Raw genomic sequence first — 17,023 nt, 5'->3', positions numbered from 1 at the left:
GAGGGATAAATGCTGGTCACATCACTTCAGGTCGAACCTGTCGGCGTTCATCACCTTGTTCCAGGCGGCAACAAAGTCCCTGGTGAAGGCATTGCCTGCGTCGGAAGATCCGTAAACTTCCGCGAGAGCCCGCAATTGAGAATGGGAACCGAAAATGAGATCGACTCGCGTGCCGGTCCATTTCGCTTCACCGGTCTTGCGGCTGCGGCCTTCGTAGACGCCATCCTTGCCTGCGACCGGCGACCACTGCAAATCGTTGTCGAGGAGGTTGACGAAGAAGTCGTTGGTCAGAATGCCGGGGCGTTTTGTGAAGACGCCATGTTCCGGCTCTCCAACATTAAGCACACGCAGACCACCCACCAGAATCGTCATCTCCGGCGCAGTCAGCGTCAGAAGCTGCGCACGATCCACAAGAGCCTCTTCAGGCTTCATGAACTGGCGACGCGTCTTGCTGATGAAGTTACGGAAACCATCGGCACGCGGCTCCAGTGCGGCGAAGGAAGCTGCATCGGTCTGTTCCTGCGATGCATCCGTCCGGCCTGGCGTGAATGGCACGACGATGTCGTTGCCGCCTTCTCTTGCAGCCTTTTCGATGCCTGCAGCACCGGCAAGCACGATCAGATCTGCCAGAGAAATCTTCTTGCCCCCGGTCTGAGCGGCGTTGAAGTCACGCTGAATGCCTTCCAATACGCCGAGAACCTTGGTGAGCTGTGCAGGCTGATTGACCTCCCAGTTCTTCTGCGGCTCAAGGCGAATGCGTGCGCCATTGGCACCGCCACGCTTGTCTGAACCACGGAAGGATGATGCCGAAGCCCAGGCTGTCGAGACCAGTTCCTGCACTGTCAGGCCAGAAGCCGCGACCTTTGCCTTCAGGTTGGCGATATCGCTGTCGTCGATGAGAGGGTGGTCAACTGCGGGTACGACATCCTGCCAGATCAGATCTTCCGCTGGAACTTCTGGTCCGAGGTAGCGCACCTTCGGTCCCATGTCGCGGTGCGTCAGCTTGAACCACGCACGCGCAAAGGCATCGGCAAACTGCTCAGGATGCTCAAGGAAGCGACGGGAAATCTTTTCATAGGCCGGGTCGAAGCGCAGAGCCAGATCCGAGGTCAGCATTGTTGGAAGATGCTTTCTCGACGGGTCATAGGCATCGGGAATGGAGGGCTCGGCATTTTTGGCGACCCACTGCTTGGCACCCGCCGGGCTTGTGGTCAGCTCCCATTCGAATCCGAAGAGGTTTTCGAAGAAGAAGTTGCTCCACTGCGTCGGGGTCTGTGACCATGTCACCTCCGGGCCGCCCGTGATGGCGTCCTTGCCGATGCCGCTGCCGAACTTGCTTCTCCAGCCGAGACCTTGATCCTCGATTTCGCCCCCTTCCGGCTCGACGCCGATCAGCGATGGATCTCCAGCGCCGTGCGTCTTTCCGAATGTGTGACCGCCCGCGATCAGTGCGACGGTTTCTTCATCGTTCATCGCCATGCGGGCAAAGGTCTCGCGGATATCCCGAGCAGAGGCCAACGGATCAGGATTGCCGTTCGGACCTTCAGGATTGACGTAGATGAGGCCCATCTGCACCGCGCCCAGAGGCTCGGCCAGTTCGCGCTCACCGCTGTAGCGTTCATCGCCAAGCCAGGTGCCTTCCGGACCCCAGAACAACTCTTCCGGCTCCCAAACGTCGGCGCGACCACCGGCAAAGCCGAATGTCTTGAAGCCCATGGACTCCAGCGCGACGTTACCGGTGAGGATCATGAGATCCGCCCAGGAAATGCGGTTGCCATATTTCTGCTTGATCGGCCACAGAAGACGGCGCGCCTTGTCGAGGTTGGCATTGTCTGGCCAGCTGTTGAGCGGCGCAAAACGCTGCTGGCCGGCACCGGCTCCGCCGCGGCCATCGGTGATGCGGTAAGTTCCGGCACTGTGCCACGCCATGCGGATAAACAAGCCGCCATAGTGGCCGAAATCCGCTGGCCACCAGTCCTGCGAATCCGTCATAAGGGCGTGAAGATCGCGCTTCACCGCATCAAGATCGAGCTGCTTGAACGCTTCCGCATAGTTGAAGTCTTTGCCCATCGGGTCGGAGAGAGAAGATCCGTGATGCAGGATCTGGATGTCGAGCTGGTTTGGCCACCAGTCACGATTTCCTCTGACAGCTTTGGGAGTCTGGCCGTGGGCTACTGGACATTGAGCCGCGCTATCGGTTTTCTGGTCCATGATATCCTCCAAGTCACATATGTGTGGCGTTAAAAATGAGAGTTCTCAGTCAAAAATCGCAGGATTTGGGTCGTCTTTAAGAGCGGACGCACCATGTCCGTCTGCCCCGAAGAAAAATCTAATCGCTCCAGAAGACCTTTTAACGGCTAGTTCCGATAAATTTAAGTTGGATTTACTGATTGCCGCGATAAGATATCCTTATGAAGAATCTGACGCTCAAACAGCTGCGCTATTTTGAAGCTCTCGCACGGCATCGTCGTTTCCGCCTTGCGGCAGATGCCTGCGCCATTTCGCAGCCTGCTCTTTCCATGCAAATCAAGGAACTTGAGGAGGAGGTTGGCCATGAGCTGTTCGAGCGCAGCGCAAAGGACGTGAGGCTGACCGCTTTCGGTCAGACGTTCGCCGTTCGCGTGCGAAAGATTCTCCGCAATGTGGATGAACTGGGCGAAATGGCGCGAGCCGCGAAACACTCGTTTCTTTCCCGCCTGCGCATCGGCGTCATACCGACGGTCGCACCCTATCTGCTCCCTGTCATCATCAATGACCTCAATACCGCCTTCGATGGCATGGAGCTCCAGATACGAGAGACGCAGACTGCAAAATTGATCGAGGAATTGAAGCAGGGCGATCTGGACCTTGCCATCGTGGCCCTGCCAGTGTCGGAGCCCTCATTGAGCGAGATAAAGCTCTTCGATGAGGAATTCGTTCTGGTACGAAGGCATGAAGATGAAGGCAAGCCCGTGCCGGACAGGGGCGCACTTCCACAGATGCGGCTGCTGCTTCTTGAAGAGGGCCATTGCTTCAGAGATCAGGCCTTGGCCTTTTGCCACGTTGGCTCCAGCCAGCCACGCGAGGTCATGGAAGGAAGCTCTCTGTCGACATTGGTACAGATGGTCAGTGCCGGCATCGGCATCACACTCATTCCGGAGATGGCGGTGTCTCTGGAGACCCGCTCCGCGCATGTCTCAATCTCCCGTTTCGATGCCCCTGCTCCTGTGCGGTCCATCGGCATGATATGGCGAAACAACACGCCGCTGATCAAGCAGTTGCTGCCCATCTCCGATATCATCCGGCAATCGTCAGCGCGGATTCGCGAAGATCGCACGGCGAAAAGGACGTTTTCGGGTTCGCCCAAATCAAGTTTCCGATAATCAACTAATTTTGTATGTTCTTACGCTTGCTTTAAAACACGAACGTTCGTATTTGAATTTCTGTTTTAGATAGTGAGCAAATATGGCCCGTACGCGGAAGATCAGTGCCGATGACATCCTGGATGCCGCAGAACGCGTCATCCTGCGTCTTGGCGCGGTCGGCGTTTCAATCGATGCCGTTGCTCAGGAAGCGGGCGTCAGCAAGTCCAGGGTCGTCTACGATCATAAATCGAAAGCGGCTTTGCTGGAAGCATTGATAGAGCGTCGGCTTTTCTCAGAGCAGCAGCACATCCGTACCTGCGTCGAAACGTCCAAAGATCAGGCACACCCTGAGCTTTTTGCTCGCATCACCGTGGCCGAAGAAGAGCCTGATGATACCGATAAGGCGGTGTGTCTTGCGTTGAGTGCCGCCATGTCCGGCGAGAAAAAGCTGCACGAAAAAATGCAGGATTGGACCCGCAGGGAGCTTGAAGACATTAGCGGTTGCGAAAAACCACGGGCGGCTCTGGTTGCGTATCTGGCACTCACCGGTTTTTCCTGCACCGAATATTTCAATTTCTACCAGTGGGATGCGGAAGCCCGGCTGGCAATTCTCGAAGATATCCGCGCCATTTATTTGAATTCCCCCAAAGAAACCTGATCACCCGCGGTGATAAAGAGGACGATATAATGCAAAGCAGAATGTCTCTGCCAAGGCTGTTGCCACTCATCTCGGCCATTGCCCTAACCATAGCTGCCAATGGCGCGAATGCTCAGGAAGGAATGCAGATGCCACCCCCGGCAGTCGGCGTTCTCGAACTGAAGGCCAGATCGGTTCCCGTTATCAATGAGTTGCCCGGAAGAATTGCAGCGACGCGTGTCGCCGAAGTCCGCGCGCGAGTCTCTGGCATCTTGCAGGAGCGCGTGTTCCAGCAGGGAACGCTCGTCAAGAAGGATGACGTTCTCTACCGCATCGATCCGCGACTGTTCAAAGTGCGTGTAGCAAGCGCAGAAGCTGCGTTGCAACGCGCAAAGGCCACACAGGACAATGCACGCCAGCAGCTGGAACGTCAGAAAAATCTGCGCGAACGCAACGTCTCGACCGGCATCGACTACGATACGGCCGCCGTCACGCTTGCCCAGGCAGAGGCAGATGTTGCGCTTCAGCAGGCCGCGTTGGACGAGGCGCGCATCAACCTCGAATATACCGAAGTCCGTGCACCGATTACCGGCATTATCGGCGCCGCACTGGTCACCGAAGGCGCGCTGGTCACCGCTGACGGAACCCAGAATCTTGCCCTCATTCAGCAGATCGATCCCATCTACGCGGATTTCACCCAGTCGGCGCAGGATATGATGGCTTTGAAACGAGCTGTCGAGGAAGGCAAGCTGGCAAGCACCGCGCCTGATCAGGCAAGCGTGCGTCTCGTCTTTGATGATGGCAGCGTCTATTCGGATCCTGGCCGTCTGCTCTTTGCCAGCGCAAGCGTTGATTCCACCACGGGTCAGGTTACGCTGCGCGCCGAATTTCCGAACGCGCGTCGGGATCTGCTGCCCGGCATGTATGTGCGCGTCAGAATTGAACAGGCCGTGCGTGAAAGCGCCATCACCATACCGCAGCGGTCGATTGTCCGTACTGCAGATGGCAAGCCTCTGGTCTATGTTGCCAAGGAAGACAGCACAGCCGAGGCTCGTCCTGTCGTACTCGGTCAGGCCATCGGTTCGGAGTGGGTCATCGAAAACGGCCTGAAGGCTGGCGAGAAAATCGTGGTCGATGGCGCACAGAAAGTCCAGCCTGGAGGCAAAATCGCGCCGGAACCGTGGCAGCCGGAAAAGCCGGCTGAAGCAACCGCGCAAACACCCAAGCAGTAAGGGTTTCCCATGGCACAACTATTCATCAGACGGCCGATCCTCGCCTGGGTTTTCGCGCTTTTCATTTCCATCGCGGGCGTCATCGCGCTGCCTTTCCTGCCAATCGCGCAGTATCCCAAGGTCGCGCCGCCGCAGCTCACCATTTCAACGAGTTACCCGGGCGCATCGCCGCAGGACATCTATCAGGGCGTCACCCGTCTTATCGAAGACGAGTTGAACGGCGTTGAAGGGCTGATGTATTTCGAGTCCACCTCGGATACGTCGGGCCAGGTTTCCATCAACGCGACCTTCCAGGCAGGCACAAACATCAACCAGGCCTCCGTTGATGTGCAAAACGCCATTCGCCGTGTCGAAGCCCGCCTTCCGTCAGCCGTTGCGGCGCAGGGCGTGACGGTGGAAGAAGCTGCCTCCGGCTTCCTCATGTTCATCACGTTGACCTCGACCGACGGAACCATGGACGAGGTGGGCCTTGGTGACTATCTCAACCGAAACGTTCTCGGTGAACTACGCCGCATCGAAGGCGTTGGCCGTGCACAGCTATTTTCTGCCCAACGTGCTATGCGCGTGTGGATCGACGCCGACAAGCTCGTTGGCCTCAATCTCACCGCCGCCGATATCAACAGCGCCATCACCGCCCAAAATGCTCAGGTTGCTGCCGGGCAGATCGGCGCGGCACCCAATCCGGTCACACAGGATTTGACGGCGACCGTCCTTGTCAAAGGCCAGCTCACAGACACTGAGGAATTCGGAAACATCGTCCTGCGTGCCAATCCCGATGGCAGCAGTGTGCGCCTGAAAGATGTCGCCCGCATCGAACTCGGTGCGGAAACCTACAACTTCTCCAGCCGCTTGAACGGTCAGGCAAGCGCCGCCGTCGGCATTCAGCTTTCATCCACCGGTAACGCCGTTGCCACGTCCAAGGCGGTGTCGGCAAAGCTTGAGGAACTGTCCCGCTTCTTCCCCACCGGCGTTGCCTATTCCGTTCCCTATGACACGAGCCCCTTCGTTTCCGCGTCTATCGAGAAGGTGCTTCATACGCTGGTGGAAGCCATCATCCTCGTTTTCGTGGTGATGTTCGTGTTCCTGCAGAACTTCCGCTACACCGTCATCCCGACGCTTGTCGTGCCCGTGGCGCTACTTGGCACCTGCGCCGTCATGTATGCCACCGGATTTTCCATCAACGTTTTGACGATGTTCGCGATGGTGCTTGCCATCGGCATCCTCGTTGATGACGCTATCGTCGTTGTGGAAAATGTCGAACGCATCATGGCCGAGGAAGGCCTGTCGCCCAAGGCCGCCACGCAAAAAGCCATGCGCCAGATCACCGGCGCTATTCTGGGTATTACGCTGGTTCTGGCCTGCGTGTTCATTCCCATGGCCTTCTTCCCTGGCTCGACGGGCATCATCTATCGCCAGTTCAGCTTGACGATGGTCGTATCCATCCTGTTTTCCGCATTTCTGGCGCTGTCACTGACGCCAGCGCTTTGCGCAACATTCCTCAAGCCGATCAAGGCCGGACATCACGAGAAGCGGGGCCCCGGCGGCTGGTTCAACCGCAAATTTGATTCCCTGACTCATGGCTATACCAGGGCGGCCACCGGCGGCGCGCGTCGCGCCGGGCGGATGATGGTCATCTATCTCGCGCTTCTCGCGGGCCTCGGCTATCTGTTCATCAGCCTGCCGAGCGCCTTCGTGCCGGATGAAGACCAGGGCTTCCTGATCGTTGATATCCAGGGTCCGCCAGAGGCAAGTGCCAACCGCACCACTGCGTCCATCGAGCAGATCGAAAAGATCTTTGCGGCGGAGCCGTCGGTCAAGGACGTCGTTGCCATCCAGGGCTTCAGCTTCTCTGGTAACGGCGCAAATGCGGCCCTTGCCTTCATCACGCTCAAGGATTGGTCAGAGCGCGGTGCCGACAATTCCGCCCAGGACATTGCCAACCGCGCCAACATGAAACTCTTTGGTCTGAAGGACGCGACAACCTTTGCGCTTTCGCCTCCTCCCATCGAAGGTTTCGGCACATCCGGCGGCTTTTCCTTCCGGCTACAGGACCGCAACGGAATCGGCCAGGCGGCCCTCTCGGCTGCCTCTGCCGAGTTGATGCAGAAGGCGGCGCAGAGCCCCATCCTTGCCGGTATGCGCGTGGAAGGTCTTCCCGACGCTGCGCAGATTCTGCTCGTCATCGACCGCGAAAAGGCCAATACCTTCGGCGTCACCTTCGCCGATATCAACAACACCATCACCGCCAACCTCGGTTCGTCCTACATCAACGACTTCCCGAACTCGGGCCGAATGCAGCGCGTCGTCGTACAGGCGCAGGATCGCGACCGCCTTCAGGTCGAAGACCTGCTGAAACTGAATGTCCGCAATTCAAGTGGCGGCATGGTGCCCCTCAGCTCCTTTGCCATCGCGCAATGGCAGAAGGGTTCACCGCAGATCGTTGGCTATAACGGCTATCCGACGATCCGTATTGCCGGCTCTCCCGCTCCGGGAAATTCCACGGGCGCTGCGATTGCGGAAATGGAAAAGCTCGCCTCGGAACTGCCCTCAGGCATCGGCTATGAATGGACGGGACAGGCACTGGAAGAGATCAAATCGGGTTCGCAGGCCCCATTCCTCTTCGGCCTCAGCATCCTTTTCGTGTTCCTGCTGCTTGCCGGACTTTACGAAAGCTGGTCCATTCCGCTTGCCGTGATGTTGGTGGTTCCTCTGGGCGTCATCGGATCGGTACTTGCGGTCATCCTGCGTGACATGCCCAATGACATCTACTTCAAGGTGGGCCTGATCGCCATTATCGGCCTTTCCGCCAAGAACGCGATTCTGATCGTTGAGTTCGCGAAGGACTACTATGCCGAGGGCAAGTCGCTCATGGAGTCAGCGGTAGAGGCAGCGCGTGTCCGCTTCCGCCCCATCATCATGACGTCGCTTGCCTTCACATTGGGCGTGGTGCCGCTTGCAATCGCCACCGGCCCAAGTGCTGCCAGCCAGAACGCCATCGGCACGGGCGTGCTTGGCGGTATGGTTTCGGCAACGGTCCTTGCGATCTTCTTCGTCCCGGCCTTCTTCGTTTTCGTCCTCACATTGATGCGCACGAAAAGACCGACGGAAGAGCCGCCTGCGGAAGAAGCCAAGCCCATAGAGGGTTGAGCCTGAACGAAAACGCCGCAGAGATGATCTGCGGCGTTGTCGTTTCAAATCAGAGCTGTCGTGAACTTCAGCAGTCGCGGCCGTTGGAATATCCATCGACAATGCAGACCGAGCCGGGCATGGGCTGCGTGATACTGCGGCGAATGCTGTAGGACTTTTTTGGCTGTTCGCTGCGGTTGATCGAGCCTGTGCTGATCATGTCGAAACTATCAGGCACCTGCGCGAAACGGGAAGGCGGTGTCTTACCAGCCAGCATGGGAGTGACGATGAGCGAAAGGGCGATGGCAACCATACCGAACAGCAGCGCGACATTCAAAACGCCAATTCTGCGCGACTTCTCGGAATAGGATTGGCGATCCTCGACTGTTTTCCAGAAATCTTCGTTCATTTTCGGCCTCGCTACGCGCCATTTACCAATTATTCAGCCTGTGAATCTGCCAGATGGTGCTGAATGAAAGGTTAATGGCGCCCCGTTTTGGTACGCACGAAGCCGTGAAAATCCCTTCTTCACAGGTTTATTTTAAAAAAGGCTTTACAATAAGTCCTGAAGATAAGGGATCAGTGGTTCATCTGCTGGCGGCATGGGGTAATCCCGTAATGCCTGCGGTTTGACCCACTTGATTGCCTGCCCCTCGGCTCCGCGCGGAATGCCTTCGTAACGCCTGCACACGTAAAGCGGCATCAGCAGGTGAAAGGTGTCGTAGCTGTGGCTGGCAAATGTCAGGGGTGCAAGGCAGGCAACTTTGGTTTTGATCCCAAGCTCCTCTTCCAGTTCCCGGATCAGCGTTTCCTCGGGCGTTTCGCCCGGCTCCACCTTGCCACCGGGAAACTCCCATAGTCCGGCAAGCGATTTACCCTCGGGCCGTTGCGCCAGAAGGATACGACCATCCTGATCCACCAGCGCGCAGGCGGCGACCAGCAATATGCTTCTGCCAGCCTCGGCCATCAGGCAGCATCCTTGCGCCAGTAGCGATAGGTATAGGCCGTCGAAAAGCCGAACTTCTGGTAAAGTGCGATAGCCGGTCGGTTTGTCGAGACAACCTGGAGCCAGGCGGTCTTCGCGCCGCTGATGCGGGCCCAGCGCAGCGCCGATGTGAGGATCTGCGAACCCGTGCCCTGACGTCGGATCGGCTCGGCAACCTCAAGAGAGAGAATGCCGGCAAGATCATTGTCTTGCACGCAAATCACAGTTGCCTGCGGCTCGCCCTCGACCTCTTCCTTCGTGAAAAGGCCGAGTGTCGGCTTGATGGATGTGACGATCTCCGCAATTGCGGATCGAAGCGACGGATCGTCGCCGCTAACTTTGAGGCTTGCTTCCACGAACCGCCCGATATCATGGCTTGGAAGATGTGCCATCGTTTCCGGAAGCTCCGCATTGGCGATGTCGCTGGTCATGACATCGACCTCTTCGAATACCGTCCAGCCATCACGCGTAAGATGATCGCGCAATTGCGGCGGCATGAGTGCCGTCTCGCGCACGATCAGCGGTCGTCCGAAATCCTCAAAACGCTTGCGCGCCTTTTCAAGACGAACGTCGCAATGTCCATAGTCGGATGGATCGAGCGGCACGACGCAATTGATCCGCTTGGATGGGTGAGACCCGGTCAGGCGAATCTGCCAGCTGCCATCATAGATGACGGACGAGGCAGGCCATGCCCGAAAGCTAACGGCTTCCAGCCTGCGGACAAGCGGAAGATTGATTGGCATGCTGCGCATATCAAGAGACCCCACAGATCAGCTCCGGTAGTCGCCGTTGATCTCGACATATTCCTTGGTCAAATCGCAGGTCCATACCGTTGCAGTACCATTGCCAAGCCCGATGTCGACTTTGACCGGAATATCCTCGTTTTTCATCACGGCGCTGGCTTCCGCTTCGGAATACTCGGGGTCGCGCTCGCCATTGACGGCAACGCGGACATGTCCGAACCAGATAGCAAGCCGGTCGCGATCCGCGAGTTCCCCTGACTTGCCGACGGCCATGACGACACGGCCCCAGTTTGCGTCTTCACCCGCAACGGCGGTCTTGACCAAGGGAGAGTTTGCGATCGAAAGTGCGATCTTCTTTGCCGCAGCGTCGCTTTCAGCACCCGTTACGGTGATTTCCACCATCTTGCGCGCGCCTTCACCGTCACGAACAACCTGCAGCGCAAGGTCTTTGAGCAGTGCGTTCAACGCATCCCGGAAAGAAGCGAGCTTTGGGTCATTGGCATCTTCGATACGCGCCTGCCCGTCCGCAGCGGCGGCACCGGTCGCAAACAGCATCAGCGTATCGGATGTGGATGTGTCGCTATCGACCGTAACCGAATTGAAGGTTGGACCGACGCCAGCCGCCAGAAGGGCCTGCAGCGCCGGTGCGGCGATGTCGGCATCGGTCACGACAAAGGACAACATCGTCGCCATGTCGGGCGCAATCATGCCCGCACCCTTGGCAATGCCGTTGATGGTGACGGTAATGCCACCGATTTCGGCGGTACGGGTTGCAACTTTCGGATAGGTATCCGTGGTCATGATGGCCTTGGCGGCTTCCTGCCAGAAGTCGCCGGTCGCATCCTTGTTCATCTGTCCGAGAACACCGGCAAATTTCGTGGCGTCCAGCGGCTCACCGATGACCCCGGTCGAAGCAAGAAAAACTTCACTCGCAGCACAGCCAACGGCTTCTGCGGCAGACTTGCCGGTCAGCTCTGTCGCTGCCTTGCCCTTAACACCGGTGAAGGCATTCGCATTGCCGGAATTGACAACAACGGCACGGGCAACACCACCAGCCAGGTTCGCACGGCAGAAATCAACAGTAGCAGACGGGCAACGCGACCTGGTGAAAACACCCGCCACACTGGCAGGCTTGTCGAACACCATCAACAGAACATCGGTTCGGTTCTTGTACTTGATGCCGGCAGCAGCCGTTGCCATTCGCACACCTCGCAAAGCGGGCATGTCTGGGAAGGATTTCGGAGCGAGCGGAGAAACGGCAGCGGACATGGAACAGGAACCTGCATAATGGGGATGGAATAAAACCGATAAAGAAACAGGGCGGCTTGTCGCCGCCCCGCAGATAATGTCTGGCTTACTGCTGAGCGGGCTGTTCGGCCTGCTGCTTGCTGGCTTCCTCATAGGCCTTGCGCATGGCCTCATCAGGAATATCGATCTTCTGAGCGGCCTTGGCCTTCTCGATCAGCGCAACATACTTGTCGCGCATGACCAGCTGGCGAACCTGTGCTTCGACCTGATCGAAAGCCGGTGGCGGTGCGACGCGCTTGTCTTCCAGCTTGATGACGTGGAAGCCGAACTGCGACTTCACAGGCTCCTTGGTGTAGGCGCCCTTTTCAAGCTTGAATGCGGCTTCTTCGAATTCAGGAACCATGCGGCCCTTGCCGAACCAGCCCAGATCACCGCCGTCATCCTTGTTGGAATCGGTGGACTTTTCCTTGGCCAGTGCTGCGAAATCCTTGCCTGCGTCCAGCTGCTTGATGACGTCCTTGGCTTCTTCTTCGGTCGCGACCAGAATATGAGCAGCCTTGACTTCTTCTTCCTGTGGAAGAGCAGCAACTTCCTTGTCGTAGCGCGCCTTCACTTCGGCGTCGGTCACGGCATCCACGACATGCTTGCGGAAGTAGGCGTTGTGCAGTTCACGGTCGGAAATGAAAGCAAGGCGTTTCTTGAAGTCTTCTGTCTTTTCCAGACCTTCTGCCGTCGCGTCCTTGACGAGAAGCTTGACGTCGATCGCGCCGGAGAGAGCCGCTACCTTCTTCTGTTCGTCGGGAAGCTGGGCCAGCTGCGGGTCGAGATTGCTCATGGCAAGATCAAGTTCGGACTGGCGGATTTCCAGATCGCCGACCTTTGCGACCACGGCATCTTCCTGTGCGAAAGCAGGAAACTGAAGCCCAAGCGTAGCTACGATGACAGCAGCCGCAATTCTATTATAGCGCAACATATTAAACCTTTCGGAGACAATGCCGGCTCCAGACGTGGTTTTCCGGCTGAAAAAACTTCCAAACACCGGAATGTGGCCATTCTGTAACGGGCAGAACCGTTGACATCATTTGCCCCCCCTCTTATCTGTCACGCAACCTCGCGTCCAGATACGTTTCAGGGTGAAGTCTGTCATTTGTACTTTATTACGGTGACAGAATGCGCATCCCGGGCAAAAACGGAATTTCAGAAAGGGCCACTAAGATGGTCAGTCTCGGCGGAATAGCCCGCAAGTTGTTCGGTTCGGCAAATGAACGCCGTGTCCGCTCTTATCGAAGCAATATCAACGCCATCGGCGCGCTGGAAGAGCAGATGAAGGCTCTTTCGGATGAAGCGCTTGCCGCCAAGACGGTAGAATTCCGCCAGCAGCTTGCCGATGGCAAGACGCTGGACAGCATCCTCGTCCCTGCATTCGCGGTGGCGCGCGAAGCATCCCGGCGCGTTCTGGGAATGCGGCCATTCGACGTGCAGCTGACCGGTGCGATGATTCTCCATTCGGGCGCCATTTCGGAAATGAAGACCGGTGAAGGCAAGACGCTCGTCGCGACGCTTGCGGTTTACCTCAATGCGCTCGAAGGCAAGGGCGTTCACGTTGTTACCGTCAACGACTATCTGGCACAGCGCGACGCCGCCACCATGGCGCGGCTCTACAGCTTTCTCGGCCTGACGACGGGTGTCATCGTGCACGGTCTGGACGATGACCAGCGCCGCGCGGCCTATGCCTGCGATATCACCTACGCCACCAACAACGAGCTTGGCTTCGATTATCTTCGTGACAACATGAAGTATGACAAGGCCCAGATGGTGCAGCGCAGCCACCATTACGCGATCGTCGACGAAGTCGACTCGATCCTGGTCGATGAGGCACGCACGCCGCTGATCATTTCCGGACCGCTGGATGATCGCTCCGACCTTTACAACACCATCGATGCATTCATTCCGGCCCTGACGCCGGAAGACTACGAAATCGACGAAAAGCAGCGTTCTGCCAACTTCTCCGAAGAAGGCACAGAAAAGCTGGAGAACCTTTTGCGGCAGGCTGGCCTGCTCAAGGGCGAATCGCTTTACGATGTCGAGAACGTCGCCATCGTCCACCACATCAACAACGCGCTGAAGGCCCACAAGCTGTTCCAGCGTGACAAGGACTACATCGTCCGCAATGGCGAAATCGTCATCATCGACGAATTCACTGGCCGCATGATGCCGGGCAGACGCTATTCGGAAGGCCAGCATCAGGCGCTCGAAGCCAAGGAAAAGGTGCAGATCCAGCCTGAGAATCAGACGCTGTCTTCGGTGACCTTCCAGAACTATTTCCGCATGTACAAGAAGCTCGCGGGCATGACCGGTACTGCTTCGACGGAAGCCGAAGAATTTGGCAACATCTACGGCCTCGATGTCATCGAAGTGCCTACGAACCTTCCGATCCAGCGTATCGATGAAGACGACGAAGTCTATCGGACAGGCGAAGAGAAATTCAAGGCGATCATTGAAGAGATCAAGGCTGCGCACGAGCGCAATCAGCCCGTTCTCGTCGGCACCACCTCGATTGAAAAATCGGAATTACTGGCGACAATGCTTCGCCAGACCGGCTTTGAAAATTTCCAGGTCCTGAACGCGCGTTACCACGAGCAGGAAGCCTATATTGTCTCTCAAGCAGGCGTTCCCGGTGCCGTGACCATCGCCACCAACATGGCCGGTCGAGGCACCGACATCCAGCTTGGCGGTAACGTCGATATGCGTCTCGAGCGTGAGCTCGAAGGCATGGAGCCAGGCGCTGAGCGCGACGCGAAGGAAAAAGCCATTCGCGAAGAGATCAAGGTTCTCAAGGACAAGGCGCTTGCAGCCGGCGGCCTGTTCGTCATCGCCACCGAGCGTCACGAGAGCCGCCGTATCGACAACCAGTTGCGTGGTCGTTCCGGCCGTCAGGGTGACCCTGGCCGCTCGAAGTTCTACCTGTCGCTTCAAGATGACCTGATGCGCATCTTCGGTTCCGACCGCATGGACTCGATGCTGCAGAAGCTTGGCCTCAAAGAAGGCGAAGCGATTGTCCATCCATGGATCAACAAGGCGCTGGAACGCGCGCAGAAGAAGGTCGAAGCACGCAACTTCGAAACCCGTAAAAACCTTCTGAAATATGACGACGTTCTCAACGACCAGCGTAAGGTTATCTTCGAGCAGCGTCTCGAACTGATGGAAGCCGAGAATATCAGCGAGACGGCATCCGACATGCGCAACGAGGTGATCGAGGTTCTTGTCACCAAGCATGTTCCGGAAAACGCCTACGCTGAACAGTGGGACATGGTGGGCCTGAAGGCTGGCATCGAGCAGTTCCTGAATCTCGATCTACCGGTCGATGAGTGGGCGAAAGAGGAAGGTATCGCAGAAGACGATATCCTTCAGCGCATCACGGAAGCTGCGGACAAGGCAGTCGCTGAAAAGACAGAGCGTTTCGGCCCAGAAGTCATGACCTATGTCGAGCGTTCCGTTATTCTTCAGACAATCGACCACCTGTGGCGCGAACACATCGTCAATCTGGATCACCTTCGCTCGGTTGTGGGCTTCCGCGGCTATGCGCAGCGCGATCCGCTGCAGGAATACAAGGCAGAAGCCTTCGAACTCTTCCAGGCGCTTCTGGCCAACCTGCGCGAAGCCGTGACGGCGCAACTCATGCGCGTTGAGCTGGTGCGTGATCCGCCACAGCCCGAGCTGCCGGAAATGACGCCGCACCATCTCGATCCGGTCACCGGTGAAGATGAGTTTTCCGAAGGCGGTCGTGACTCGGGCGCCATCTACGTCCCGCCGGAACAGCGCGACCCCAACAACCCCGCAACCTGGGGCAAAATCGGGCGCAACGAAGCCTGCCCTTGCGGCTCCGGCAAGAAGTACAAGCATTGCCACGGTATTTTTGAGCAGGCATAAGCCGCTTTCGAAACGTGCGTTATTGAATTGGCCCACCGATGCGTGGGCCATTTTCGTTTGCAAAGGGCCTTTTGGCCCAAAAATGGTCTGGCACAAGGGGTAGCCACCCCCTTTATCGGTGCAGCGGTTTCGGCTTATGAGAAACGGTATCTTCAACCATTTTCAGGCAGTGAAATTGTGAACGCTTTCAAAATCAACGCCCTTGCAGCAATTGCCACATTGACCTTTGCAACGCCAAGTTTTGCCGACGATCTGGTCTTCGTCCTCAAGAACGGCACGAATTCGGTTCTGACCCACTTCTACACCTCCCCCGTGGACGAAGAAGATTGGGAAGGCGATGTTTTCGGAAATCACACCTTGGCCCCCGGCGAGAGCATTAAAATCACGATTGCCGATGGCCGCGATGTCTGTGACTACGACATGCGGTTCGAGTTCCAGGACAGCCCCGATCTGGACACCACCACCGATACGCAAGACCTGTGCGAATTGGGCGAATACACAATCGAAGAGTGAGAACCAAAGCCGCAGGCGGTGAGCGAACTCCCGCCTCGGCATCCTTAGCGCCGCTCACAAAACCGAGCATTCATTATAATTCGTTTGACGGTCCGGGCTGGCTCTCGTAGAGCGTTTCCCTGCTGGAAACGCTCTGGCGCTTTCCCTGTTTTCCAACTTCGGACCGCCCCCTATGAAGCCCGCAGAATTTGCTGCCTATATGTTTCTTGCGGTGGCCTGGGGTCTTTCGTTTCTCCTCGTTCTTCATGCCGTTGCGGCTTTTGGTTGGGTCGGGGCGGTCACATTGCGCTGCTTCATTGCCAGCCTTACGCTCCTCATCATTGCGCGAGTTGCCAGACGGAAACTGGATTTCAGTGCGGGATGGAAGGCGTTTGCAGTGGTTGGCGCAACGACAGTCGCCGGCCAGCTGGTCGGTCTCTCATACGCCACGCCCATCATCGGAACGGCGATGGCCGCGATCTTGGTTGCCAGCATCCCCTTGTTTTCCATGCTGATTGGTCAGCTGTGGGGGCTGGAGAGAATTTCTGCACAGAGCCTTATCGGAATGATCCTCGGCTTCAGCGGCATTGTCATTCTGGTTGGTTTTCCCGCCGTCCCCTTCACCGCCGCCTTCGCCCTGGGCTGTAGCGCCTGCCTGCTGGGCTGCATCTGTGCCGCCTTCGGAAGCAATTATGCAAGCCGCCACCTCAGGGGCTCCGGCGCCTGGGAAATCACGATAGGGTCCTTCCTTGCAGGCGGCCTGATGACCCTTCCCCTGCTGATCGTGATACCCGTGCCGACCACGCCCAACCTGTCCGATTTCGCCTATCTGTTCAGCCTTGCCATCATCATGAGCGCGCTGACCTACATCACCTATTTCCGGCTCGTTTCCCTGATTGGAGCCACGAAAACGATCAGCGTCGAGTTCGTGGTCACCATCATCGCTGTCATCGTCGGGGCGGTCGCGCTGGACGAGCCATTTTCTGTAATCCAGGCCATCGGAGCGCTCGTTATCATCGCTGGCTGCGCACTCGTTCTCGGACTGTATCCGAAACGCCGGACAGCGCAGCTATTGGCACCGGATATCACATGTGAGAGGGATTTTTAGCAAATCTCAATTTTACCGGTGGAAGATGCTCAACATTGCCTGTGTTTCAATATATGAAATAGTAACCACCTGTCAGTTGAATTGGTGATATGGATACTGTCGTGGTCGTTGATAACAAAAGTATTGGCGCCGGTAAGCTTCACATTGTCGCGGCAACCCATGAGAAGGACGGCATAGC

Annotated in this window: 13 protein-coding genes; 7 read left to right on the top strand and 6 right to left on the bottom strand. The window is 57.2% G+C overall.

Features of this window, described 5'->3' with window-relative positions; all coding sequences use genetic code 11:
• Window positions 1-21 precede the first annotated feature (21 nt).
• Window positions 22-2,211: a catalase/peroxidase HPI gene (gene katG, locus QRN85_RS01605; RefSeq protein WP_284756999.1), complete on the bottom strand. Its 2,190-nt coding sequence runs from the start codon at window positions 2,209-2,211 to the stop codon at window positions 22-24.
• 200 nt (window positions 2,212-2,411) lie between these two features.
• Between katG and QRN85_RS01600 the strand changes: the two genes are divergently transcribed.
• From QRN85_RS01600 to QRN85_RS01585, 4 genes are all read left to right on the top strand, one after another.
• Window positions 2,412-3,362, top strand: a complete 951-nt coding sequence (locus QRN85_RS01600) for a hydrogen peroxide-inducible genes activator (RefSeq protein ID WP_284756998.1) — start codon at window positions 2,412-2,414, stop codon at window positions 3,360-3,362.
• Window positions 3,363-3,444: 82 nt separating this feature from the next.
• Window positions 3,445-4,002, top strand: coding sequence for a TetR/AcrR family transcriptional regulator (locus QRN85_RS01595; RefSeq protein WP_062588340.1), 558 nt, complete (start codon window positions 3,445-3,447; stop codon window positions 4,000-4,002).
• 29 nt (window positions 4,003-4,031) lie between these two features.
• Window positions 4,032-5,213, top strand: coding sequence for an efflux RND transporter periplasmic adaptor subunit (locus tag QRN85_RS01590; RefSeq protein WP_112962105.1), 1,182 nt, complete (start codon window positions 4,032-4,034; stop codon window positions 5,211-5,213).
• Window positions 5,214-5,222: 9 nt separating this feature from the next.
• Window positions 5,223-8,360, top strand: coding sequence for a multidrug efflux RND transporter permease subunit (locus tag QRN85_RS01585; protein WP_062588343.1), 3,138 nt, complete (start codon window positions 5,223-5,225; stop codon window positions 8,358-8,360).
• A 67-nt stretch (window positions 8,361-8,427) separates the two neighbouring features.
• Here QRN85_RS01585 and QRN85_RS01580 read toward each other — a convergent pair whose 3' ends face one another.
• From QRN85_RS01580 to QRN85_RS01560, 5 genes are all read right to left on the bottom strand, one after another.
• Entirely contained in the window at window positions 8,428-8,748 is a 321-nt protein-coding gene (locus QRN85_RS01580) for a hypothetical protein (protein ID WP_062588344.1), read from the bottom strand.
• A 144-nt stretch (window positions 8,749-8,892) separates the two neighbouring features.
• Complete coding sequence (gene mutT / locus QRN85_RS01575) at window positions 8,893-9,306, bottom strand: 8-oxo-dGTP diphosphatase MutT (protein WP_113091946.1); 414 nt, start codon at window positions 9,304-9,306, stop codon at window positions 8,893-8,895.
• Window positions 9,306-10,076 (bottom strand): GNAT family N-acetyltransferase, encoded by a 771-nt coding sequence (locus QRN85_RS01570; protein ID WP_284756993.1) that lies wholly within the window; start codon window positions 10,074-10,076, stop codon window positions 9,306-9,308. The genes mutT and QRN85_RS01570 overlap by 1 nt, the downstream gene beginning before the upstream one ends.
• An 18-nt stretch (window positions 10,077-10,094) precedes the next feature.
• Window positions 10,095-11,336, bottom strand: coding sequence for a bifunctional glutamate N-acetyltransferase/amino-acid acetyltransferase ArgJ (argJ, locus tag QRN85_RS01565; protein ID WP_284756992.1), 1,242 nt, complete (start codon window positions 11,334-11,336; stop codon window positions 10,095-10,097).
• An 85-nt stretch (window positions 11,337-11,421) separates the two neighbouring features.
• Entirely contained in the window at window positions 11,422-12,288 is an 867-nt protein-coding gene (locus QRN85_RS01560) for a peptidylprolyl isomerase (protein ID WP_082469724.1), read from the bottom strand.
• Window positions 12,289-12,530: 242 nt separating this feature from the next.
• Between QRN85_RS01560 and secA the strand changes: the two genes are divergently transcribed.
• From secA to QRN85_RS01545, 3 genes are all read left to right on the top strand, one after another.
• Window positions 12,531-15,245, top strand: coding sequence for a preprotein translocase subunit SecA (gene secA, locus QRN85_RS01555; protein ID WP_112962100.1), 2,715 nt, complete (start codon window positions 12,531-12,533; stop codon window positions 15,243-15,245).
• Between the two features lie 177 nt (window positions 15,246-15,422).
• On the top strand, window positions 15,423-15,758 hold the full coding sequence (locus tag QRN85_RS01550) for a hypothetical protein (protein WP_284756989.1): 336 nt from the start codon (window positions 15,423-15,425) through the stop codon (window positions 15,756-15,758).
• Window positions 15,759-15,930: 172 nt separating this feature from the next.
• On the top strand, window positions 15,931-16,845 hold the full coding sequence (locus tag QRN85_RS01545) for a DMT family transporter (protein ID WP_284756988.1): 915 nt from the start codon (window positions 15,931-15,933) through the stop codon (window positions 16,843-16,845).
• Window positions 16,846-17,023: the final 178 nt, after the last annotated feature.

Source organism: Agrobacterium sp. fls2-241-TYG-188a, from assembly GCF_030209845.1.
The sequence above is the reverse complement of the archived record's forward strand: the minus strand, read 5'-3'. Positions and strand labels throughout refer to the sequence as shown.

Excerpts from the sequence above, each read along its gene's own strand:
- katG (WP_284756999.1), bottom strand. The coding sequence starts at position 2,211 with ATGGACCAGAAAACCGATAGCGCGGCTCAATGTCCAGTAGCCCACGGC.
- QRN85_RS01600 (WP_284756998.1), top strand. The coding sequence starts at position 2,412 with ATGAAGAATCTGACGCTCAAACAGCTGCGCTATTTTGAAGCTCTCGCA.
- QRN85_RS01595 (WP_062588340.1), top strand. The coding sequence starts at position 3,445 with ATGGCCCGTACGCGGAAGATCAGTGCCGATGACATCCTGGATGCCGCA.
- QRN85_RS01590 (WP_112962105.1), top strand. The coding sequence starts at position 4,032 with ATGCAAAGCAGAATGTCTCTGCCAAGGCTGTTGCCACTCATCTCGGCC.
- QRN85_RS01585 (WP_062588343.1), top strand. The coding sequence starts at position 5,223 with ATGGCACAACTATTCATCAGACGGCCGATCCTCGCCTGGGTTTTCGCG.
- QRN85_RS01580 (WP_062588344.1), bottom strand. The coding sequence starts at position 8,748 with ATGAACGAAGATTTCTGGAAAACAGTCGAGGATCGCCAATCCTATTCC.
- mutT (WP_113091946.1), bottom strand. The coding sequence starts at position 9,306 with ATGGCCGAGGCTGGCAGAAGCATATTGCTGGTCGCCGCCTGCGCGCTG.
- QRN85_RS01570 (WP_284756993.1), bottom strand. The coding sequence starts at position 10,076 with ATGCGCAGCATGCCAATCAATCTTCCGCTTGTCCGCAGGCTGGAAGCC.
- argJ (WP_284756992.1), bottom strand. The coding sequence starts at position 11,336 with ATGTCCGCTGCCGTTTCTCCGCTCGCTCCGAAATCCTTCCCAGACATG.
- QRN85_RS01560 (WP_082469724.1), bottom strand. The coding sequence starts at position 12,288 with ATGTTGCGCTATAATAGAATTGCGGCTGCTGTCATCGTAGCTACGCTT.
- secA (WP_112962100.1), top strand. The coding sequence starts at position 12,531 with ATGGTCAGTCTCGGCGGAATAGCCCGCAAGTTGTTCGGTTCGGCAAAT.
- QRN85_RS01545 (WP_284756988.1), top strand. The coding sequence starts at position 15,931 with ATGAAGCCCGCAGAATTTGCTGCCTATATGTTTCTTGCGGTGGCCTGG.